At 64.8% G+C, this 21,019-nt stretch carries 20 protein-coding genes; 11 read left to right on the top strand and 9 right to left on the bottom strand.

The window, feature by feature from the left end; translation table 11 throughout:
- Window positions 1-141: 141 nt before the first annotated feature.
- The 3 genes from PVW46_RS18320 (at window position 142) to PVW46_RS18310 (ending at window position 3,464) form a co-directional block, all read left to right on the top strand.
- Entirely contained in the window at window positions 142-1,575 is a 1,434-nt protein-coding gene (locus PVW46_RS18320) for an MORN repeat-containing protein (RefSeq protein WP_043143008.1), read from the top strand.
- Window positions 1,576-1,646: 71 nt separating this feature from the next.
- Window positions 1,647-2,879, top strand: a complete 1,233-nt coding sequence (locus PVW46_RS18315) for a PhnD/SsuA/transferrin family substrate-binding protein (RefSeq protein ID WP_274577069.1) — start codon at window positions 1,647-1,649, stop codon at window positions 2,877-2,879.
- Window positions 2,880-3,005: 126 nt separating this feature from the next.
- Entirely contained in the window at window positions 3,006-3,464 is a 459-nt protein-coding gene (locus PVW46_RS18310; protein ID WP_043143006.1) for a DsrE family protein, read from the top strand.
- A 117-nt stretch (window positions 3,465-3,581) separates the two neighbouring features.
- Here the strand turns inward: PVW46_RS18310 and PVW46_RS18305 are convergent, their stop codons facing one another.
- The 6 genes from PVW46_RS18305 to PVW46_RS18280 all read right to left on the bottom strand — a co-directional run bounded on the left by PVW46_RS18305 (window position 3,582) and on the right by PVW46_RS18280 (window position 9,170).
- Window positions 3,582-5,105, bottom strand: coding sequence for a cryptochrome/photolyase family protein (locus PVW46_RS18305; RefSeq protein WP_274577067.1), 1,524 nt, complete (start codon window positions 5,103-5,105; stop codon window positions 3,582-3,584).
- Window positions 5,102-5,767 carry an SDR family NAD(P)-dependent oxidoreductase gene (locus tag PVW46_RS18300; RefSeq protein ID WP_069211290.1) on the bottom strand — a complete coding sequence of 222 codons (666 nt, stop codon included), beginning with the start codon at window positions 5,765-5,767 and terminating at the stop codon, window positions 5,102-5,104. The genes PVW46_RS18305 and PVW46_RS18300 overlap by 4 nt, the downstream gene beginning before the upstream one ends.
- Window positions 5,768-5,798: 31 nt before the next feature.
- Window positions 5,799-6,872 (bottom strand): molybdenum ABC transporter ATP-binding protein, encoded by a 1,074-nt coding sequence (gene modC, locus PVW46_RS18295; protein ID WP_069211289.1) that lies wholly within the window; start codon window positions 6,870-6,872, stop codon window positions 5,799-5,801.
- The gene (gene modB, locus PVW46_RS18290) at window positions 6,872-7,564 is read right to left on the bottom strand and encodes a molybdate ABC transporter permease subunit (RefSeq protein WP_043143002.1); all 693 of its coding nucleotides are present in this window, start codon (window positions 7,562-7,564) and stop codon (window positions 6,872-6,874) included. Before modB ends, modC begins: the two co-directional genes overlap by 1 nt.
- Before the next feature lie 4 nt (window positions 7,565-7,568).
- Window positions 7,569-8,312: a molybdate ABC transporter substrate-binding protein gene (modA, locus tag PVW46_RS18285; protein WP_069211208.1), complete on the bottom strand. Its 744-nt coding sequence runs from the start codon at window positions 8,310-8,312 to the stop codon at window positions 7,569-7,571.
- A gap of 111 nt (window positions 8,313-8,423) precedes the next feature.
- Window positions 8,424-9,170: an HpcH/HpaI aldolase family protein gene (locus tag PVW46_RS18280; RefSeq protein ID WP_069211207.1), complete on the bottom strand. Its 747-nt coding sequence runs from the start codon at window positions 9,168-9,170 to the stop codon at window positions 8,424-8,426.
- Between the two features lie 98 nt (window positions 9,171-9,268).
- Here PVW46_RS18280 and PVW46_RS18275 point away from each other — a divergent pair, with 98 nt between their 5' ends.
- From PVW46_RS18275 to PVW46_RS18245, 7 genes are all read left to right on the top strand, one after another.
- Complete coding sequence (locus tag PVW46_RS18275) at window positions 9,269-10,297, top strand: NAD-dependent epimerase/dehydratase family protein (RefSeq protein ID WP_069211206.1); 1,029 nt, start codon at window positions 9,269-9,271, stop codon at window positions 10,295-10,297.
- Window positions 10,298-10,678: 381 nt separating this feature from the next.
- Window positions 10,679-13,543, top strand: a complete 2,865-nt coding sequence (locus tag PVW46_RS18270) for a monovalent cation/H+ antiporter subunit A (RefSeq protein ID WP_274577062.1) — start codon at window positions 10,679-10,681, stop codon at window positions 13,541-13,543.
- A gap of 1 nt (window position 13,544) precedes the next feature.
- The gene (locus tag PVW46_RS18265; RefSeq protein ID WP_043142992.1) at window positions 13,545-13,895 is read left to right on the top strand and encodes a Na+/H+ antiporter subunit C; all 351 of its coding nucleotides are present in this window, start codon (window positions 13,545-13,547) and stop codon (window positions 13,893-13,895) included.
- Complete coding sequence (locus tag PVW46_RS18260; RefSeq protein WP_069211204.1) at window positions 13,892-15,490, top strand: monovalent cation/H+ antiporter subunit D; 1,599 nt, start codon at window positions 13,892-13,894, stop codon at window positions 15,488-15,490. Before PVW46_RS18265 ends, PVW46_RS18260 begins: the two co-directional genes overlap by 4 nt.
- A gap of 3 nt (window positions 15,491-15,493) precedes the next feature.
- Window positions 15,494-15,985, top strand: a complete 492-nt coding sequence (locus PVW46_RS18255) for a Na+/H+ antiporter subunit E (RefSeq protein WP_043142990.1) — start codon at window positions 15,494-15,496, stop codon at window positions 15,983-15,985.
- The gene (locus PVW46_RS18250; protein WP_043142987.1) at window positions 15,982-16,251 is read left to right on the top strand and encodes a K+/H+ antiporter subunit F; all 270 of its coding nucleotides are present in this window, start codon (window positions 15,982-15,984) and stop codon (window positions 16,249-16,251) included. The genes PVW46_RS18255 and PVW46_RS18250 overlap by 4 nt, the downstream gene beginning before the upstream one ends.
- An 11-nt stretch (window positions 16,252-16,262) precedes the next feature.
- A complete protein-coding gene (locus PVW46_RS18245; RefSeq protein ID WP_043142983.1) occupies window positions 16,263-16,649 on the top strand; it encodes a Na+/H+ antiporter subunit G in 387 nt (128 codons plus the stop codon).
- 69 nt (window positions 16,650-16,718) lie between these two features.
- Here the strand turns inward: PVW46_RS18245 and PVW46_RS18240 are convergent, their stop codons facing one another.
- The gene (locus PVW46_RS18240; protein ID WP_069211203.1) at window positions 16,719-18,920 is read right to left on the bottom strand and encodes an NADP-dependent isocitrate dehydrogenase; all 2,202 of its coding nucleotides are present in this window, start codon (window positions 18,918-18,920) and stop codon (window positions 16,719-16,721) included.
- A 222-nt stretch (window positions 18,921-19,142) separates the two neighbouring features.
- Between PVW46_RS18240 and PVW46_RS18235 the strand changes: the two genes are divergently transcribed.
- Window positions 19,143-19,586, top strand: coding sequence for a rhodanese-like domain-containing protein (locus PVW46_RS18235; RefSeq protein ID WP_069211202.1), 444 nt, complete (start codon window positions 19,143-19,145; stop codon window positions 19,584-19,586).
- Window positions 19,587-19,592: 6 nt separating this feature from the next.
- Here PVW46_RS18235 and PVW46_RS18230 read toward each other — a convergent pair whose 3' ends face one another.
- Entirely contained in the window at window positions 19,593-20,366 is a 774-nt protein-coding gene (locus PVW46_RS18230) for an ABC transporter permease (protein WP_043142976.1), read from the bottom strand.
- On the bottom strand, window positions 20,363-21,019 hold a 657-nt coding region (locus tag PVW46_RS18225; RefSeq protein WP_274577058.1), incomplete at its 5' end, for an ABC transporter ATP-binding protein. The genes PVW46_RS18225 and PVW46_RS18230, both read right to left, overlap by 4 nt.

Raw genomic sequence — 21,019 nt, 5'->3', positions numbered from 1 at the left:
ACCCGCGCAAGGCACCCTGATCCGGCGGCCACGTCCCCCGGCGGGCCCGCGCCCGTCGGGGCAAAATGCATTGCCCCCGGCCCCGGCCTCCTTTAGTTTCCGCAGGGTACGGACACCCAGGGACAAAAAACGGGCAAACGCATGAAATCCGCAGGCAGTTTCCTTCTTGTCATCCCCTTTGCCCTGGCCGGCGCGGCGCTGGCCCAGGACGAAGAGGTGGTGACAAAACAGTACGACGACGGCGGCGTCTACGAAGGGACCTTCCAGGACGGATTGCAGCACGGCACCGGCACCTACCGCCTGCCCAACGGCTATGAATACACCGGCGAGTGGGTTCAGGGCGAAATCAAGGGCGAGGGCGTGGCCCGCTTCCCCAACGGCTCGGTCTACGAAGGCCAGTTCGCCAAGGGCAAACCCGAGGGCAAGGGCAAGATCGTCTTTGCCGACGGCGGCACCTACGAGGGCCAGTGGCTGGACGGCAAGATCACCGGCACCGGCGTCGCCATCTACGCCAACGGCGTCCGCTACGAAGGGTCCTTCCGCAACGCCCTGCACCACGGCAAGGGCGTGATGACCGCGCCCAACGGCTATATCTATGACGGCCAGTGGGTGAACGGCGTCAAGGAAGGCACCGCCAAGATCACCTATCCCGACAAGTCGGTCTACGAGGGCCGCGTCGCCGATGGCGAACGCGACGGCTTCGGCAAGCTGACCATGCCCGACGGGCTGATCTACGAAGGCACCTGGCGCGAAGGCCAGATCGACGGCGAAGGCAAGCTGATCCAGCCCAATGGCGACGTCTACGAGGGCCAGCTTGTCGATGGCCGCCGCGAGGGCAACGGCAAGGTCATCTACGACAACGGCGACATCTACCAGGGCGCCTTCAACAACGACCAGCGCCACGGCATCGGCACCTTCATCGGCAAGGACGGCTATCGCTACGAAGGCAACTGGATCACCGGCCAGATCGAGGGCAAGGGCAAGGTCACCTACCCCGACGGCTCTGTCTACGAAGGTCAGTTCAAGGGCGACCTCGCCAACGGCAAGGGCAAGATCACCTATCCCGACGGCGCCACCTACGAGGGCGACTGGGTCGATGGCGTGATCCAGGGCAAGGGCCGCGCGGTCTATCCCAACGGCCTCGTCTATGAGGGCAGCTTTGACAACGCCCGAAACGACGGCTTCGGCGTGATGACCTACCCCGACGGCTATCGCTACGAGGGCAACTGGAAGGACGGCCAGCGCCACGGCGAGGGCAAGGCCACCTATCCCGACGGCACCGTCTACGAAGGCCAGTTCCGCGAGGGCCAGCGCCACGGCAAGGGCACCATCGTCATGGCCTCGGGCTTTCGCTACGAGGGTGACTGGGTCCGCGGAGAGATCAACGGCAAGGGCGTGGCGGTCTATGCCAATGGCGACATCTACGAAGGCCAGTTCAAGGACGGCAAGCGCCAGGGCCAGGGCACGATGAAATACGCCAGCGGCGAAGAGGCCAGTGGCGAATGGATCGGCGGCGCGCTGAAATCCACACCCGCGCCCGCACCTGACCCGGCGGAGCAGCCGGCGGACAATTGATCGCCCGGCGCCCGCGCCGCTTTCCCGTCCTGACCCGCATCCGGCGGCCGGCCTCTCTTGGCGGTTGGGCGGTGTCGCTTCGTCAGCTTCTCATTGCGTTCTGGCTTGTCTGCGGGGTCGCCACCTCTGGCCAGGCCCAGGACGGGCCTGACACGCCCATCCTGCGCATCGGCATCCTGGCCCATCGCGGCTGGGACGCGGGCGAAACCCAGTGGACCACGCTGGAACGCTACCTCGCCGGGCAGCTTCCCGGCCATGTCGTGCGCTTCGTGCCTGTCACGCTGACCTCGGCCGGGCCCCTGATCAACGCCGGTGGGCTCGACTTCCTGGTGACCAACCCCGGCCACTATATCCAGCTTGCCGATCTCTACCCGATGAGCGTGCTGGCCACGCGCAAACGGGCCTTGCCCGATGGCAGCCACATTCGCCAGTTCGGCTCGACGGTGCTGGTCCGGGCCGACAGCGGGCTGGCCACCCTTGGCGACCTGCGCGGCACCCGGCTGGGCGCCGTGGCCCAGCAGGCCTTCGGCGGTTTCCAGATCGCCTGGTTCGAGGCCCGCGCGCAAGGCGTCGACCTGTTCGAGGACCCCGCAGAACTGGTCTTCCTGGGATTTCCGCAGGACGACATCGCCGCCGCCGTCCTCGACGGTCGGCTGGACGCGGGCGTCGTCCGCAGCGGCTTGCTGGAACACCTGATCGACGAAGGCCGCGTGCCCGACGGGGTGCTGCGCGCGCTCAATGCCAATGTCACCTATACCCACCCCGAGGCGATCAGCACCCGGCTTTATCCGGAATGGCCCTTCCTCGCCCTCTCCGGCACCGATCCGGACCTGCGCGACGCGGTGGCGCTGGCGCTCTTGCGGACCGGCGACAGCGACCTTGCCGATCAGTGGGGTGCGCCGGTCAGCTATGGCGAGGCCCGCGCATTGGTGGCCGCCTTTGCCGCCCGCGCACCCGGGGCAGAGCCACCCGCCCGCAGTCCTCTGGGCACCGTCGCGCTTGCCCTCGCCGCGCTGGCCCTGGCCGGGGCGCTGGCCATCATCGCCCTGCGCCTCCGGCGCCCCGCCCCCGCGGCCGCACCCGTGCCGACAGGGGTCGTGCCTCTGACCCGGCGCGAACAGCAGGTCCTGACCCAGATCGGGCAGGGCCAGTCCACCAAGGAGATCGCCGCCGCGCTGGGCATCAGCCCCAAGACCGTCGAGTTCCACCGCGCCAACCTGCTGCGCAAGTTCGAGGTCCGCAGCTCGGCCCAGCTGATTGCCCGCGCCGGACGGCATATTTCACCCCCTGAAACCGAAACCTAGGGTTTTCCCGGGGTCGAAACCCGCAGGAAACACGGGAATCCGCCGGGTGTCAGGATGCGGTCGCCCTGCGTCACTCTGACCAGACCGGGGCGCACCAGACCGCCCCCAAGGGAGGAGACAAAGACAATGACCCATTTCATCCGCCTGATCGCGATCCTGGGCCTGGCCCTGACCGCCTTCGCCATGACCGGCGCCGCGCAGGCCGAAGGCTATGGCAAGCAGAAGGTCGTCTATCACATCAACTACGATGGGGGTGAGGGCAACAAGGCCTACAAGGGCGCCATGCGCAACATCCAGAACCACATCAACGCGGTCGGCGCCGAGAATATGGAAATCAAGGTCGTCATGCACGGCAACGGCCTGGGCCTGCTGGCAGCCGCCAAAGGCGACGACACGATGAAAACCACCGTCGCCAGTCTCAAGGGTCAGAACGTGGCCTTTCATGTCTGCAACAACACCCTGAAGGGCCGCAACATCGACTATTCGAACGACCTCTACGATGTCTGGGAGGATGACATCGTGCCCTCGGGCGTGGCGGAACTGTCGAAACTGCAGCAGCAGGGGTTCACCTACATCAAGCCCTGATTGACCGGGCCCGCCGCCGCCCGTGACGGGCGGCGGCACATCCATTCGTTAACGCGGTGTGACCGCTTTGTACAAAATGCGGATTTCCACGTACAAAACGTACGTTTTGTACAAGGGTCAGACCCGCTCACCCGCCTCCATCCGGTCAAGAAAGTCCTGCGCCTCGCGCAGTATGGTTTCGCGCTTGTCCGGGTCCATCCGGTCAAAGGTCCGGTACATCTGTGCCATGCGCGGATTGCCCTCGAACCGGTCCCGGTGCCTGTCCATGAAATGCCAGTAGAGCAGGTTGAAGGGGCAGGCGTTTTCCCCGGTCTTGGCCGTCACCGAATAGGCGCAGGGCTTGCAGTGGTCCGACATCTTGTTGATGTAATTTCCCGAGGAAACATAAGGCTTTGAGGCGATGATCCCGCCATCTGCAAACTGGCTCATCCCCACGGTGTTCGGCGCCTCGACCCATTCAAAGGCGTCTACGTAGACGCTCAGATACCACTCGTGCAGCGCCTGCGGATCGACCCCCGCCAGCAGCCCGAAATTCCCCGTCACCATCAGCCGTTGGATGTGATGCGCATAGGCTTCGTCGCGCGTCTGCTCCACCGCCTTGGCGACACAGCGCATGTCGGTCTCGGCGCTCCAATAGAACCAGGGAAGTTTCCTTTTGTGTTTCAATATGTTGCGCCCAGGATACTCTGGCCCCTCGCGGAAATAGATCCCCCGGACGTATTCCCGCCAGCCGATGATCTGGCGAATGAACCCTTCGGCGGCATTGATCGGGACATCCCCGTTTTCATAGGCCTTTTCAACGGCCTGACAGACCTCCAGCGGGTCCAGTAACCCGATGTTCATGTAGCCCGACAGAAGCGAGTGATAGAGAAAGCGGTTCCCGTCCAGCATCGCGTCCTGGTAGTCCCCGAACCGGGGCAGCGCATGGTCGATGAAATGCGCCAGCGCCTGCTGTGCCTGCGCCCTGTCGGTGGCAAAGCCGAAGGGGCGCAACTTGCCGAAATTATTGGAAAACTTTGCCTCTACCAGGTCCAGGACGTCCTGCGTCACCGCGTCCGGCTCGAACCAGATCGGCCTGTGCGTGACCGCATCAGGCGCCGGTTTGCGGTTGTCGTGGTCAAAGTTCCACTGCCCCCCGGCCGGGTCGTCGCCTTCCATCAAGAGACCTGTCTTGCGCCGCATCTCGCGATAAAAATACTCCATCCGCAGCGCCTTGCGGCCCTTGGCCCAGTTGTCGAACATCGCGTGCGAGGCGATGAAACGGTCATCTTCCAGCAGGCGAACCTTGAGCGGGCAGTGCCGCAAGGCATTGATAAGGCGCCATTCTCCGGGTTCGGTGGCGATCACCTCGGTGGCCCCCGTCTCTTCGGCCCGGCGCAGCAGTTCCCCACAGATCGACCCGGCGTTCTGCGTGTCGTCCAGCTCGGTGTAGCGCACCTCCCAGCCGTCCTCGCGCAGGCGCGCGGCGAATTTGCGCATTCCCGCAAGGATCAACGCGATCTTCTTGGGGTGATGCGGCACATAGGCGGTTTCATCCGCGACCTCGGCCATGACCACCACGTCACGCGCCTTGTCCGCTGCCTTGAGCGCCGCGAGCCCCTCGCTCAACTGGTCGCCCAGCACCAGGATCAGCCGGCTCACCAGGGGATCTCCCGGCCTGCGTAGTCCAGGAATTTCCCAGTATCCTCAGGGCTTAGCCCCTGAATGACCTTGACCAGACGTTCGGCCGCATAGGCGGGCGTCACGGTGGGATAGCGGCTGGCGTATTTCGCGGTGAAGGCGGTTTCGACCGTCCCGGGATGCAGGCAGACACAGGCCAGTTGCCGGTGCGAGCGCGCAAGTTCCACCGCCGCCGTGTGGATCAACTGGTTCACCCCGGCCTTGGCAGCGCGATAGCTGTACCAACCGCCCAAGGCATTGTCCCCAATCGACCCCACCCGCGCGGACAGAACGGCAAAGACCGCCCGGTCCCGGCGCGGCATCAGCGGCAGCGCGTGTTTCAGGACCATCGCCGGACCGATGGCATTCAGCAAGTACTGGTCCGCCAACGCCTTGGCATCCAATGATTTCAAGGTCTTCTCCGGCTCCGCCCCGCCGATTTCCAGCGCGCCGGTGGCCACGAAAACAAGATCGTAAGGACCCTCCAGCGCGCCAAGGATAGCGCTCAGGCTGGCCTCGTCCGTCACGTCCAGCCCGTCGCGCGACCGCGACAGGCCGGTGACCGCCATGCCCAGGTCGCGCAGATGCGCCGCCACCGCCCCGCCGATGCCGCCGCTGTCCCCGATGATCAATGCGTTTTTCATGCAGCGCCAATTAGCGGCGGCGGGCATGGCTTCAAGCGGTGCCGACATCCTCACGCGCGATGGCCACCGTCTTGACCACGGCGAAACAATCCACGCCGGGCGCCAGGCCCAGCCCCTCCGCCGACCGCCGCGTGACCCGCGCCAGCACCCGGCCGGCCGCCGTGTCCAGCGAGACAAGCGCCCCCGGCCCCTCACCCTCGCGGATGGAATCCACCTTGCCCGGCAGGATGTTGAGCGCGGACAGCCCCTCGGGCTTTTGCCGCGCCAGGATGACCTCCTGCGCCGCGATCCGTATCCGCAAGGGCGCGCCCACGGCCTGCGGAACACGCGGCAGATACAGCGGCAAGCCCCCGGCATCCAGTTCCGTCAGACCGTCGTCATGATGAGCAGCGACCCGCACCTCCAGCACGGCGCCGACGGCCCGAATGCCCGCGGGCGTCACCGCCGGGTCGCTCAGCACCTCTGCGGCGCTGCCTTGCCGCACAACACGGCCATCCTGCAGGACAACGACGGTTGTTGCCAGCCGCGCGACCTCGGCGGCGGAATGGCTGACATAAAGGATCGGACAGCGCGCCTCGTCCCTGAGCCGTTCGAAATAGGGCAGGATCTCGCGCTTGCGGGCCTCGTCCAGCGCCGCCAGCGGTTCATCGGCCAGGATCAGCCCCGGATCGGCCAAGAGCGCGCGCCCGATCGCCACGCGCTGTTTCTCCCCCCCCGACAGGGCACCGGGGCGGCGGGTCAGCAGAGGTCCAAGGCCCAGCATCTCGACCACCGGGTCCAGCGGCAAGAGAGACCCGGCGAACCAGCGCCCGTACAGCAGGTTTTGCCGGACCGAGAGATGCGGGAACAGGCGGCCTTCCTGAAAGATATAACCCAGGCGGCGCTTGTGCGGTGGCAGCCAGATCCCCTGCGAGGTGTCGCCCAGAATCCTTTTGCCGACCCGCACACGGCCCTCATCAGGCCGCATCAACCCGGCCACCGCGTTGATAACGCTGGTTTTCCCGGAGCCGGAACGGCCAAAGAGCACGCAAAGTCCCGGCGGTGCCTCGAACGCCGCGTCGAGGGTGAAAGCGCCCAGCCGATGACGCACCGCGACCTCCAGCATCACGCGCCCCCCACCCGTGCCGCCACCCGGCGCGAGATCCATTCCGACAAAAGCAGCGCCAGCATCGCCACGGCGACCGCCACCGCGACCAGCCGCAGGGCAGAGGCCTCTCCGCCCGGCACCTGAAGAAAGGCGTAGATCGCCGAGGGCAGCGTCTGTGTCTGGCCCGGGATATTCGAGACAAAGGTGATCGTGGCGCCGAACTCTCCCATTGCCTTGGCAAAGCCCAGGATAGCCCCCGCCAGAACACCCGGCAGCACCATCGGCAAGGTCACGGTGGCAAAGACCCAGGGACGCGAGGCGCCCAGCGTGGCGGCGGCCTGTTCCAGTTTCGGGTCAACCGCCTCGATCGACAGGCGCATGGCGCGCACCATCAGCGGAAAGCCCATGATCCCGGCGGCTAGCGCCGCGCCCGTCCAGTTGAAGGCAAAGCTGATCCCGATGGATTTCAGGAAGCCACCCACCGGCGCGCGCGGGCTGAAGGTGATCAACAGCAAGTAGCCGGTCACGACAGGCGGCAGGATCAGGGGCAGGTGGACCAGCCCGTTGAGGATCTGCTTGCCCGGAAACCGCCAACGGGCCAGCGCGTAGGCAATGAACAACCCGAAAGGCAGCGCCGCAACGGTGGCCCAGAACGACACGCGGAGGGACAGTCTGACCGCCTCCCACTCTGCCGGGCTGAGCCAATCCATCGCGTCAGTCGCCCAGGACGGCGAATCCCTGCGCGACAAAAAGTGCCGCCGCCTCTGGCGTTTGCAGGAAGGCCAGGAAAGGAGCCGCGACGTCGGCGCGGCCTTCGACGGCGGCAACCGGGTAGCGGATCGGCGGGTGGCTGTCCTCGGGGAAGAGGCCAAGGGCATCGACGGCCGGATCGGCGGCCGCGTCGGTGGCATAGACCACGCCCAGCGGCGCCTGCCCCAAAGAGACCAGCGCCAGCGCGGCACGCACGTTGTCGGCCTGGGCTACGCGGGGTGCCACACCCTCCCACAGGCCCAGCGTTTCAAGCGCCGCCTTGCCGTAGATTCCCGCCGGAACCGCCTCGACCAGGGCCATCGCCAAGCGGCCTTCACCCAGCATCGCGGGCAGGTCCAGGCCGGGCCCGATCTCGACCGGGTCCGCACCCGCCGGTCCGGCCAGCACCAGCCGGTTGCCCAGCAGTTCGGTGCGCGTGTCAGGGGCAATCAGCCCATCGCGGTCCAGCACATCCATCCAGTCGGTATTGGCCAGAAAGACCACATCCGCAGGTGCCCCCTGCTGGACCTGGCGCGCCAGCGCCGAGGACCCGGCATAGGACAGGACAAGATCGCCGTCATAGACCCTGGCGATCTCGTCCAGCGCGGTCTTGAGGCTGGCGGCGGCGAAGACGGTCACCTGCTCTTCCCCGGACACGGGCCGGGCCAGAGCAAGGGCGAAGCACAGGTATGTAAAGAATTTTCTCATGTCAGGGCAGGTTCTGGCACGCGCCGCGACGACTGTCACCACACAATCTCCCTACGGATGGGGCAAAAGGCGCCCTGCTCGCAGGCAGGGCGTCCTGACAAGCGTCACGGCCTAGCTGCGGCTCAGCCCCTTGCGCAGGGCCACCAGGTCAAGATCCTGTGCGATGAAGCCCACACCGGCGTCAATCGCCTTCTGGCCGAACTCTGGGTCGGTGGTCAGCGTGCCCGCCGGCTTGCCCGCCGCCGTGATCCGCTTGATCCCGTCGACAACCGCCGCCTGGACCTCGGGGTGCGTCGGCTTGCCCGGATACCCCATCGAGGCCGCAAGATCCGCCGGGCCGATAAAGATGCCGTCGATGCCGGGCACTGCGGCGATTGCCTCGATCTGGGCCATCGCCTCGACCGTTTCGACCTGGACGATCAGGCACAACTCGTCGCGCGCTGTGGCGTGGTAGTCCGCGATCCGGCCAAAACTGCTGGCCCGCGTCATCCCCGCGACGCCCCGGATACCCGCGGGCGGATAGGCGACCGCAGCCGCAGCTTCGGCGGCCTCTTCGGCGTTCTGTACATAGGGCACGACCAAAGTCTGCGCCCCGATGTCCAACAGCCGTTTCATCTCGGGCGCATTCAACGAGGCAGGCCGTGCCAGGGCCGACACCGGATAGGGCGCCACCGCCTGCAGCATCGGCAGCACGCGGATCGGGTCCATCGGCGAATGCTCGCAGTCGAAGAGCATCCAGTCATAACCACAGGTCGCCATCATCTCGGCGGCCAGCGGATCGGTCATGCAACACCAGATGCCGCGCTGCAGGCGGCCCTCCTGCAAGCCTGCCTTGAAGGCGTTTTTCTTCAGTTCCATCGTCGTCCCTCTATCCGTTCGCGCAAACACTAGACGCATCGCCGGGGATCAGGCAAACGACTCCCCGTAACAGGCACGAATTCTCAGGACTCTGCGTCATGCCCACCGCTCTTGTCACCGGTTCCGCCGGCTTCATCGGTTATCATTGCTGCGCGCGGCTTTTGAGTGAAGGCTGGCGCGTGATCGGGCTGGACGCGCTGACCGACTATTACGAGGTGTCGCTGAAACAGAACCGGCACGCGCGCCTGGCCCCTCTGGGCGACTTCGTGCCCGAGATTGGCCGGGTCGAGGATCCAGGGCGCATGGCGGACCTCTTTGCCCGGGAAAAGCCCGAGGTGGTGATCCATCTCGCCGCGCAGGCAGGCGTGCGCTACTCGATCGAGAACCCCCGGTCCTACCTTGAATCGAACATCATCGGCACATTCGAGATCCTCGAAGCGGCCCGCGCGCATCCGCCGCGCCACCTGCTCCTGGCCTCGACCTCTTCGGCCTATGGCGCGAATACCGAAATGCCCTACCGGGAAACCGACCGCGCCGATTACCAGATGTCCTTTTACGCGGCGACGAAGAAAAGCACCGAATCGATGGCGCACAGCTATGCGCATCTCTTTGATGTGCCGACGACGATGTTTCGCTTTTTCACCGTCTACGGGCCCTGGGGGCGGCCGGACATGGCGCTGTTCAAGTTCACCAGGGCCATCCTTCAGGGCCAGCCCATCGACGTCTACAACTTCGGTGACATGCAGCGCGACTTTACCTACGTCGACGACCTCGTAGACGGCATCCGCCTGCTGATGGACGCGGCGCCGGAGCGGCCTGCCGACGGGAACGTGCCCGAGGGCGACAGCCTGTCGCCGGTGGCCCCCTTTCGTGTCGTGAACATCGGCAATTCCGAACCCGTGCAGCTGACCGAGTTCATCGAGGCCATCGAAGAGGCCACGGGCCTGAACGCGACCCGCAACCTGATGCCGATGCAGCCCGGCGATGTGCCGGCGACCTGGGCGGATGCCACGTTGCTGCAGACCCTGACCGGCTACAGCCCCCGCACCTCGGTGCGCGAGGGCGTGGCGAAGTTCGTCGCCTGGTATCGCGACTATTACCTGCGCAACAGCACCGAGTCCGCCTGACACGGAACACCAAAGGGCGGCGCGTATCCCGGTCAAAAGCCGGAAACATGATGGAAATCGTCATCTTTGACCTTGCACCGAGGCGCTCTTGGCCCACAATAAGGGTCGGGAACCGCCAGGGGCGGAAGACACGGGGGGACGGGCCGCAGAGTGCCGCAACAGGGGATCAGATCGAACAACGGCCTCTCTTGGGGGGTGTCGAGGTTGTTCCGCTTCTGTCCGTGTGGCCTGCGTGATCCGTGGTGCCCTGCCTCCGGCCTCTGAGGCCGCGCCGACCCCGTTCTGTATCCGCGGCAATGGTTCCTTTTTCTGGAATAATCATTGCAATCTTCGCGGTCTTTTCGGAAAAAACGTCAATTTCCTGACCCTGCGGAGACGCGAATGACCACCCAGAGCAGTCTTCTGCCCATCATCGCGCTGCTGCCCTTCCTGGGCGCTCTTGTGCCCGGCATCATGATCCGGGCCGGCCGAACCGCCACCGCCACCTTCACCGCCGTGCCGACCGTGCTTGCGCTGGTCATGCTGGGCACGCTGGCCCCCGGCGTGATGGAGGGCACGGTCTACACCATGTCGATCCCCTGGCTGCCCCAGATGGGGCTCGAGGTTGCCTTTTTCCTCGACGGTCTGGGCCTGATGTTCGCCTGCATGATCCTGGGCGTCGGCCTGCTGATCACGCTATACGCGCGCTACTACCTGTCCGGAGAGGATCCGGTGGGGCAGTTCTATACCTATTTGCTGCTGTTCCAGGGCGCGATGCTGGGCATCGTGATTTCGGACAATATCCTGCTTTTGCTTATCTTCTGGGAGCTGACCTCGCTGTCCTCCTTCCTGTTGATCGGTTACTGGAAACACCTGCCCGAAGGCCGCCAGGGCGCCCGGATGGCACTGACGGTGACCGGCGCCGGGGGTCTGGCGATGATCGGCGGGATGCTGATCCTGGGCAATATCGCGGGCAGCTACAACCTGACCGACATCCTGGCCGCCGGTGACGCCATCAAGGCCTCGGACTGGTACACGCCCGCCGTGATCCTGATCCTTCTGGGGGCCTTCACCAAGTCGGCGCAGTTCCCTTTCCACTTCTGGTTGCCGCACGCGATGGCTGCGCCGACACCGGTCTCGGCCTACCTGCACTCGGCCACGATGGTGAAGGCCGGGGTTTTCCTGATGGCCCGCATGTGGCCCGCGCTGTCGGGCACGGAACTGTGGTTCTACGCCGTGGCAACCACGGGGATGGTCACGATGGTCATCGCGGCCGTGATCGCGCTGTTCAAGGACGACCTCAAGGGTCTGCTGGCCTTCTCGACCGTGTCGCACCTGGGCCTGCTGACCATGCTGCTGGGCTTTGGCACAGAGGCCGCGGCGATTGCGGCAGTGTTCCACATCCTCAATCACCTGACCTTCAAGGCGGCGCTCTTCATGACCGCCGGCATCATCGACCACGAGGCGCACACCCGCGACATCAAGCGGTTGGGGGGTCTTGCAAAACTGATGCCGATCACCGCCGTCATCGGAACGGTTGCCGCCCTGTCGATGGCCGGTATCCCGCTGTTCAACGGCTTCCTGTCCAAGGAAATGATGCTGGAGGAAGCAAGCCACACCTACTGGTGGGAAAACCCCTGGATCGTGCCCGCGCTGGCCACCTTCGGGGCGCTTTTCTCTGTCGCCTATTCGCTTCGGTTCATCTTTCACGTCTTTGGCGGCCCGGTGCGCGACGACTACCCGCACAAGCCGCATGATCCGCCCGCCGGGATGTGGCTGTCACCCGCCTTTCTGTGCATCTTCGTGGTGCTGATCGGTATCGCACCCTTCCTGGCCGAGGACGTGGTGAACATGGCCGCCACCGCCGTCACCGGGCATGAAACCCATGCCCATCTCAAGATCTGGCACGGCGTGACACCGGCGCTTTACATGTCGATTGCCGCCGTTGCCGGGGGCGCGGTGCTGCTGCTGCTGCACCGCCCGCTGGATGCCGCCTGGATCAAGGCCGGGCCCTTCTACGCCAAGGCTGTCTTCGACGCGGTGATCGCGGGCTGCGTGCGCCTGTCCCGCGCCATTTCGGACACGTTGCACGACGGATCGATCAGCCGTTACCTGGCGATCTTCACCGCCGCCACGGTGGCGGTCGGTTACGCCGCCTTCCTGCGAGGCGAGATTGCCCCCGCCACGCGCGACCTGCTGCCGATCCCGCCGGTTGTCGCGGTAGGCTGGGTCCTTTTGGTCTGCGCCACGGCGGTCATCGTCATGCAGCACCACATGCGCTACCGCGCGCTGGTGGTGCTGGGGGTCATCGGGCTGATGATCTCGGCCGGGTTCATCTACATCTCGGCCCCCGACCTTGCGCTCACGCAGATCTCGGTCGAGACGGTGACGATCATGCTGCTGCTCCTGGCGCTGCACTTCCTGCCCAAGACCACGCCGCAGGAAAACACCGCCGGACGCCGTGCGCTGGACGGGATGATCGCCGTGGCCGCCGGCATCGGCGTCGCCGCGCTGTCCTTTGCCTTCATGACACGGGACTTCAGCTCGATCTCGGACTTCCACCTGGCCAATTCCTACAAGGGCGGCGGCGGCACCAACGTCGTGAACGTGATCCTGGTGGATTTCCGGGGCTACGACACCTACGGCGAGATCATCGTCCTGGGCATCGCGGGCCTGGTGATCTTTGCCCTGATGGAGGCACTGTTGAGTGGCCCGGCGGGCGCAAGACTGCGCAACTCGGGCTACAACTTCGACCGGTCGCATGACCGCCATCCGCTGATGATGGTGATCGCAACCCGCGTGATGATGCCCATCGCGCTGATGGTCGGCGTCTACATCTTCCTGCGCGGCCACAACCAGCCGGGCGGTGGCTTTGTCGCCGGGCTGGTGTTCTCTATCGCGCTGTTGATGCAGTACATGGCGTCCGGTTTCGGATGGACCTCGCGACGGCAACAGTTCGAATATCACGCGATGATCGGCTGGGGCGTGGTGATCGCCGGGTTGACCGGCATGGGCGCCTGGCTTTCGGGGACACCCTTCCTGACCTCGGCCTTCGGCTATGTCCACCTGCCCCCGATCGAGGAGTTCGAGCTGGCCACCGCCGCGCTCTTTGACCTTGGCGTGTTCCTCTGCGTGCTGGGGGCCGTGATGCTGATGCTCTACAGCCTCAGCCGGATGGCACGCCACGCGGGCGAAACCGTCAATCCCGAACCAATGGACTATGACCCATCTCGCCCGCGCAAGATGGTCGAGAAAGGAAAGGCGTGACATGGAATTGCTTGTCGCAAGCGCCATCGGCGTGCTGACGGCGGGCGGGGTCTACCTGATCCTGCGGCTGCGCGCCTTCCCGGTGATCCTCGGGCTGTCCCTGCTCAGCTACGCGGTCAACATCTTCCTGGTCTCGACCGGGCGGCTGGCCATCAACGCGCCGCCGATCCTGAACAAATACGCCGATGTCCCCTATACCGATCCGCTGCCCCAGGCGCTGGTGCTGACGGCGATCGTGATCTCGTTCGGGATGACGGCGGTGCTGGTGATGTTCGCTCTCGGGGCCTACCTGGAGGCCGGGGATGACAGCATCGACATGAAAGACGCCGAAGAGAAGGACGACGCGGCATGAGTCACTGGATCATCGCCCCCGTCGTGCTGCCGGCCATGATGGCGCCGCTCATCGGCTACGTGATGCGGCACGACATCGTGCTGGCCCGGGTCGCTTCGGCGGCCTCTACCGTGGCTCTTTTCGTCATCGCCCTGGGTTTGGCGTTCTGGGCCGCCGATGGCGGCACCCATGTCTATCGCCTAGGCGACTGGCCCGCACCCTTTGGCATCGTGCTGGTGCTGGACCGGCTGTCGGCCATGATGGTGCTGCTGACCGCCTCGCTGGCGCTGATCGTGCTCTGGCACAGCATCGCAACGGGATGGGACGCGAAGGGGCGCCATTTCCACGCGCTCTACCAGTTCCAGCTGATGGGCATCTGCGGCGCCTTCCTGACCGGCGACGCCTTCAACCTGTTCGTCTTCTTCGAGGTTCTGCTGATCGCCTCCTATGGCCTGATGGTGCATTCGGGCGGCAAGGTGCGGATGCAGGCGGGTCTGCAATACGTCGTCATGAACCTCGCCGGATCGACGCTGTTCCTGTTCGCGCTCGGCACGATGTACGCCACGACCGGCACGCTGAACATGGCCGATCTTGCCGTGAAGGTGCCGCAGATCGCGGCCGAAGATTCGGGCATGGTGCGCGTTGCGGCTGTGCTGTTGCTGATCGTCTTCATGATCAAGGCCGCGCTGTTCCCGGTGCAGTTCTGGCTGCCCGGCACCTATTCCAACGCCCCGGCCCCGGTCGCGGCGCTGTTCGCGATCATGACCAAGGTCGGCGCCTATGCGATCATCCGCCTGCACACGCTGGCATTCCATCCCGGGGCAGAGCCGACCAAGGACGTGGTGACGACCTGGCTGTTCCCTGCTGCGATGGTCACGCTGACGCTGGGCGCGCTGGGGGTGCTGGCCGCGCGGCGGCTGATGCCCCTGCTCTCCTTCTCGGTGATCGGGTCGATGGGGACGATGATGCTGGCGGTGGCACCGGTCGATGCCTATGCGACCGAAACCGCGCTTTACTACCTCGTGCATTCCACCTTCTCGGCCGCCGCCCTGTTCCTGCTGGCGGACCTGGTGGTCAGCCGTCGCGGCTCGGACGAGCTGGATGCGCGCCCGCCGGTTCTGCAGAACGGGCTGTTTGCCGGGCTCTTCTTTGCCTGTGCAATCGCGATGGCCGGGATGCCGCCGCTGTCGGGTTTCCTGGGCAAGCTGTTGATCCTCGACGCGCTGCGTGAACCGGACCTGATGCCCTGGGCCTGGACCGGTATTCTTGTCGGCTCGCTTGTGACCATCGTCGGCTTTGCCCGCGCGGGAAGCATGATCTTCTGGAAGTCGACCGCGCTGAAAATGCCCGAGGGCACAGAGGCGATCCAGTCCGACCCGCCGCCTGCCCCCGCACGGGGGACCGAACTGGCACCGGTCATGATGCTGCTGGCGCTGCTGGTAGGGCTGGCCGTCCTGGCTGGTCCAGCCACAGGCTACATGCGCGCCGCCGCAAACCAGCTGTTCGAACCCTCGGGCTATATCGACTCCGTTCTGGCGCCGGTGGAAAAGCCCGAGAAACCCGAGGCCGATCCGCTGCACGACGCCGCCGACCCCCTTGCGGAAGAGGAGCATTAAGCCATGCTGAAACGCATCTTTCCGCACCCTCTGCTGAGCCTGACCCTGTTGCTGGTCTGGTTGATGCTGGTCAACAAGGTCACCCCGGGCAATATCCTGCTGGGCGGTTTCCTGGGGATCGTGGTGCCGATCCTGACCTCGCCCTACTGGCCCGGTCGGCCGCGGCTGAAACGGCCCGTCATGACGGTGCCCTATGTCCTGCTGGTGATATGGGACATCATCGTCGCCAATATCCAGGTGGCCCTGATCATCCTGTTCAAGCCGCGCGCGAAGATCCATTCGCAATGGGTCGTCGTCCCGCTGGACCTGACCTCGCCCGAGGCGATCACCGTTCTGGCCGGCACCATCACCATGACCCCCGGCACCGTGTCCGCCCTGCTGTCCTCGGACGGGACGTCGCTGTTGGTGCATTGCCTGCACACCGATGATCCCGACGGCGTCCGGAATGAGATCAAGACCCGCTACGAAGCCCGGCTGAAGGAGATTTTCGGATGATCACCTACGCTTTGTATTTCGCGATCGGCTGTTTCGGCCTCGGGCTCTTGTTCAACCTCTGGCGCATCGTGACCGGGCCGGGACAGGCCGACCGGGTTCTTGCCCTGGACACGATGGTCATCAACATCATCGCACTGCTGGTCCTCTACGGAATCCTGCAGGGCACAGCCATCTATTTCGAAGCCTCGATGCTGGTCGCGATGGTCGGTTTCGTGTCCACCGTCGCCTATTGCCGCTTTCTCTTGCGCGGCGACATCATCGAGTAGGGAGGAAGCCCATGTTTGCAGAAGTCCTTGTTTCGGCCTTCCTCATTATCGCGGGGATCTTTGGCCTTGTCGGGTCGCTGGGCCTGTTGAAACTGAACGACACGATGCAGCGGCTGCACGCGCCCACCAAGGCCACGACGCTGGGCGTGGGGGGCGTTCTCATCGCCTCGATGCTGTATTTCCTGCTGGTCAAGGACGACCTGTCCTTTCACGAGTTGCTGATCACCCTTTTCCTGTTCCTGACCGCACCGGTCACGGCCCTGTTCATCGCGCAGACGCATATCCTGATGGGGCTGCGGCGCAGCGACCTGCCCCCGACCGGAGGCGAGCATGACTGGTCGATCTACGACGATCCGCCGGAACAGGATCCACAGGACGCGGATCAACCTCAGTCCTGACCGCATCGCGCAAAGAAAAACGCCCGCCGGATCGCTCCGTCGGGCGTTTTCATTTTGCATGTCAGTGCCTTAGCCGATGATCGCGTTCAGCGTAGCCGAGGGGCGCATCACGGATGCGGTCTTGGCCGGATCACCGTGGTAGTAGCCGCCCAGGTCCGCCGCGCTGCCCTGCGCCGCCGCCAGTTCACCGGTGATCGCTGCTTCGCCATCGGCCAAGGCCTTGGCGATGGGTGCGAAATGCGCGGCCAGTTCGGCGTCGTCGCCTTGTGCCGCCAGCGCCTCGGCCCAGTAGCGCGCGAACCAGTAGTGGCTGTCGCGGTTGTCGGGCTCACCCACCTTCCGCGACGGGCTGCGGTCGTTGTCCAGGATTCCCTGCGTCGCGGTTTCCACCGCATCGCCCAGCACGCGCGCCTTGGCATTGTCACGCGCATCGGCCAGGAACTTGAAGCTTTCTCCCAGCGCGCAGAACTCGCCCAGCGAGTCCCAACGCAGGTGGTTTTCCGCCTGCAGCTGCTGGACGTGCTTCGGGGCAGAACCGCCGGCACCCGTCTCGAACAGGCCGCCGCCGTTCATCAGCTTGACGATGGACAGCATCTTGGCCGAGGTCGCCAGTTCGAGGATCGGGAAGAGGTCGGTCAGGTAGTCGCGCAGCACGTTGCCGGTGATGGCGATGGTGTTCTCGCCCTTGGTGATGGTTTCAAGGCTGGCGCGGGTTGCCTCACGCGGGGCCATGATCTCGAACTTGTCGGCCACGCCCTTCGCCTCGAGGATCGGCTTGACGTAGGCGATCAGCTCGGCGTCATGCGCGCGGGTTGCGTCCAGCCAGAAGATCGCGCGATAGCCCGTCGCCTTCTGCCGTTCGATGGCCAGGTTCACCCAGTCCTCGATCGGCGCCTTGCGGGCCGAGGCCGACCGCCAGATGTCACCCGCCTTGACGGCATGCGAATGCAGCACGGTGCCGTCGTCGAGGACCATCTTGACGGTGCCGTCTTCCGGAATCTCGAAGGTGGTCGGGTGGCTGCCGTATTCTTCGGCCTTCTGCGCCATCAGACCCAAGTTCTGCACCGTGCCGGCGGTGGCCGGGTTCAGCTTGCCGTTGGCTTTGAAGAACTCGATCGCCTCGTCATAGACCGGTGCATAGCAGTTGTCGGGGATCACGCAGGTGGTGTCGTGTTCCTTGCCATCCGGGCCCCAGCCCTTGCCGCCGGCGCGGATCAGCGCGGGCATGGACGCGTCGATGATGACGTCGGACGGCACGTGCAGGTTGGTGATGCCCTTGTCGCTGTCGACCATGTACATCGGCGGGCGTTCCGCGCGCACGGCCTCGATGGCCTCCATGATCTCGGCATTGTCCTTCACACGGTTCAGCAGGTCGCCCATGCCGGCGTTCGGGTTCACTCCCAGCGCCTTCATCTCGTCGCCGTATTTTTCGAACACCGGCGCCAACCATGCCTTGACCGCGTGGCCAAAGATGATCGGGTCAGAGACCTTCATCATCGTGGCCTTCATGTGCAGCGAAAACAGCGTGCCGTCGGCCTTCACCTTCTCGATCTCCTGCGCCAGGAAATCATCCAGTACGGCGGCCGACATGAAGGTCGCGTCGACGACGGTGCCCTCGGGGTAGGACACGCCCTCTTTCAGAACGGTTTCACCACCGGCGGTTTCCAGGACGATCTTGGCGGTCGCGGCTTTGGGCAGCGTGGCGGACACCTCGTTGGCAAAGAAGTCATCGCCGGGCATCGAGGCGACGCGCGTCTTGCTGTCGGCGGTCCAATCACCCATCCGGTGCGGGTTGTTCTGGGCGAATTTCTTGACGGCGGCAGCGGCGCGGCGGTCCGAGTTGCCTTCGCGCAGCACCGGGTTCACGGCCGAGCCCTTGATGGTGTCGTACTTGGCGCGGACGGCCTTTTCCTCGTCGGTGGACGGGGAATAGGGGTAGTCGGGCAACGCGTAACCCTGCGACTGCAGTTCCTTGACGGCGGCGACAAGCTGCGGCTCGGAGGCCGAGATGTTCGGCAGCTTGATGACGTTTGCCTCGGGCTTTTTCACCAGGTCGCCCAATGCGGCCAGGTCGTCGGACTGGCGTTGGTCTTCTGTCAGAACCTCGGGGAAGGTGGCGATGATCCGGCCTGCCAGGCTGATGTCCCTGGTGCCCACGGAAACGCCAGCGGCGGCGGCGAATTTCTGGATGATCGGAAGCAGAGAGGCCGAGGCCAGCTCGGGTGCTTCGTCGACCTTGGTGTAGATGATGTCGGGAGTGGAATCAGACATGTGTCCGGCCTTTCTCAGCAGAGGTGACGGTTGGCCCCTCCATAGGCGAAGCAGAGGGGCGCGTCTACAGTATGCAGCCGTATACAGTGTCGCATTGCCGGGAAAGGCCCTGCCTGCGGCCATGTGTCAGACCTTGGGTCAGCGTGATTGGTCCAACAGGCTTGGACTTTATCGGATTTGGGCCATATCATATCTATAAAATGAGATACGTTTGAGATCGACATGTCCCGACGCACAACCATCGCCGGCCTGGCCATCCTGTTTTCGTCCCTCGCCTTTGGCCTTTGGGCCCGCAGCAGCGGCGACAGCAAGGCGGTGTCCGAAGCCCGCCCTGTGGCGGATCTTGCCCCACGCGACGGGCGGCTCGTGGTGGATATACGGGAACCGGACGAGTGGAAGGACACCGGGGTTTTGCCGGGCGCACGCCTGCATTCCTGGCGGTCTGCGGAAGAGTTCGTATCGGCCTTGGGCAAGGATCTGGAAAAGGCGGATGAAATCCTGATCGTCTGCCGGTCCGGCAACAGGTCCAGCCGCGCCGCAAGGGCCTTGGCCGATCATATCGACCGAGAGGTCATCGACGTGGCCGGGGGGATGATACGCCTGGCCCGCGAAGGCCAGGCGCAGGTGGTGGCGCCCACCCGAAAGATGGGCTGTCCCGTCTGCTGATATGGCTCAGGCCGTCTCGGACGAGACGTGCCAGGCCGAAAAGCTCTGCCGCAAACGGCCGATCAACGTGTAGAGAAGCAGGCCGACCATCGCCAGGATGACGATGACGGCAAAAAGCTCGGGGACCGCGAGGTTCTGCAGGTGCGCCACGGCCAGGTAGCCCAAACCTTCGTTCCCGCCGATGAACTCACCCACGATAGCGCCAATCATCGCCAGCACCACGGCGACCTCTGTCCCGGTCAGGATCACCGGCAGGGCAGAGGGTACGTCGAGCAGGTAGAACCGTTGCACCGGGTTTGCCTGCAGGATGGTGAAGACGTCCTTGTCCCCCGGTTCGACCGACTTGAACGCCTGCAGCGCGTTGGAAAAGACCGGGAAAAAGGCCAGGGCCGCCGCGATGACGATCTTGGATTCCAGCCCGAATCCAAACCACAGGATGAACAGCGGCGCCAGCGCGATCTTGGGGATCAGCTGCAGCAGCACGATAAAGGGCTTGGCCGCCCATTCCACCGGAGGAACCCGCGCCATGATGAACCCCAGGCTGATGCCAAGGCCCACGGCGATCAGGAAGCCGGAAACCGCCTCTGTCACGGTCACAAGCGCATGGTCCCAAAGTTCGCGCGTCTGCACCATTTCGATAAGTGCCACGAGGATGGCCTCAGGCGGTGGCAGAACGAAAGCAGACACTTCCGCTGTGCGAACGTAAAAGGACCAGCCAACCAGAAAGAGGCAGACGGAAATCGCGGGCAGTGCGATCTTGAGCGTGCGTTCCGACATCATTCGCCCTCACTCAGCTTTTGGCGCAATTCGCCGACCATGTTCTGGAATGCCATCGACTGTTGGAGTTCCAAGCCGCGCGGGCGGTCGAACGGCATCTCGATCATCGCCGTGATCCGTGCCGGACGCGGCGCCAGGACAACCACGCGATCCGACAGGAAGGCGGCCTCGGAGATCGAGTGCGTGACGAGGATCGTCGTCACGTTGGCCCGGGCGCAGACATCCATCAACTCGATGTTGAGCGCGTCGCGCGTCATGGCATCGAGGGCGCCAAAGGGCTCGTCCAGCAGCAAGAGTTGCGGTTCCGTCACCAGCGCACGCGCCAAAGAGGCCCGCTGGCGCATCCCGCCGGACAGTGCATTGGGCCGGTGATGGAGAAACTCCTTCAGGCCGACGGTCTCGCAGATCGCGGTTGCGCGTTCGAGTCGCTCCTTGCGACCGACGCCCGCGACCCGCAACGGCAGGGCGACATTCTCGACCACGGTGAACCAGGGGAACAGCCGTGCCTCCTGGAACATCATCGACACGGGGCGGGTTGCCGCGGCAGACCGGCGAGTGCCGTTCCAAACTGCGTTTCCGCGGATTTCAACGGTGCCTTCGGTCGGCGATTCCAGTCCCGCGACGATGCGCAAGAGCGTGGTCTTGCCGCAACCGGA

It is taken from the genome of Mameliella sp. AT18 (genome assembly GCF_028807275.1).
In the GTDB taxonomy this organism is placed as follows: Bacteria; Pseudomonadota; Alphaproteobacteria; order Rhodobacterales; family Rhodobacteraceae; genus Antarctobacter; species Antarctobacter albus.
The sequence above is the reverse complement of the archived record's forward strand: the minus strand, read 5'-3'. Positions and strand labels throughout refer to the sequence as shown.

Bases quoted from the DNA above. Each gene is read 5' to 3' on its own strand.
- modC (WP_069211289.1), bottom strand. From the start codon at position 6,872: ATGCTGGAGGTCGCGGTGCGTCATCGGCTGGGCGCTTTCACCCTCGAC.
- PVW46_RS18275 (WP_069211206.1), top strand. From the start codon at position 9,269: ATGCCCACCGCTCTTGTCACCGGTTCCGCCGGCTTCATCGGTTATCAT.
- PVW46_RS18250 (WP_043142987.1), top strand. From the start codon at position 15,982: ATGATCACCTACGCTTTGTATTTCGCGATCGGCTGTTTCGGCCTCGGG.
- PVW46_RS18255 (WP_043142990.1), top strand. From the start codon at position 15,494: ATGCTGAAACGCATCTTTCCGCACCCTCTGCTGAGCCTGACCCTGTTG.
- PVW46_RS18310 (WP_043143006.1), top strand. From the start codon at position 3,006: ATGACCCATTTCATCCGCCTGATCGCGATCCTGGGCCTGGCCCTGACC.
- PVW46_RS18280 (WP_069211207.1), bottom strand. From the start codon at position 9,170: ATGGAACTGAAGAAAAACGCCTTCAAGGCAGGCTTGCAGGAGGGCCGC.
- PVW46_RS18240 (WP_069211203.1), bottom strand. From the start codon at position 18,920: ATGTCTGATTCCACTCCCGACATCATCTACACCAAGGTCGACGAAGCA.
- PVW46_RS18270 (WP_274577062.1), top strand. From the start codon at position 10,679: ATGACCACCCAGAGCAGTCTTCTGCCCATCATCGCGCTGCTGCCCTTC.
- modB (WP_043143002.1), bottom strand. From the start codon at position 7,564: ATGGATTGGCTCAGCCCGGCAGAGTGGGAGGCGGTCAGACTGTCCCTC.
- PVW46_RS18265 (WP_043142992.1), top strand. From the start codon at position 13,545: ATGGAATTGCTTGTCGCAAGCGCCATCGGCGTGCTGACGGCGGGCGGG.
- PVW46_RS18245 (WP_043142983.1), top strand. From the start codon at position 16,263: ATGTTTGCAGAAGTCCTTGTTTCGGCCTTCCTCATTATCGCGGGGATC.
- modA (WP_069211208.1), bottom strand. From the start codon at position 8,312: ATGAGAAAATTCTTTACATACCTGTGCTTCGCCCTTGCTCTGGCCCGG.
- PVW46_RS18320 (WP_043143008.1), top strand. From the start codon at position 142: ATGAAATCCGCAGGCAGTTTCCTTCTTGTCATCCCCTTTGCCCTGGCC.
- PVW46_RS18300 (WP_069211290.1), bottom strand. From the start codon at position 5,767: ATGAAAAACGCATTGATCATCGGGGACAGCGGCGGCATCGGCGGGGCG.
- PVW46_RS18230 (WP_043142976.1), bottom strand. From the start codon at position 20,366: ATGATGTCGGAACGCACGCTCAAGATCGCACTGCCCGCGATTTCCGTC.
- PVW46_RS18260 (WP_069211204.1), top strand. From the start codon at position 13,892: ATGAGTCACTGGATCATCGCCCCCGTCGTGCTGCCGGCCATGATGGCG.
- PVW46_RS18235 (WP_069211202.1), top strand. From the start codon at position 19,143: ATGTCCCGACGCACAACCATCGCCGGCCTGGCCATCCTGTTTTCGTCC.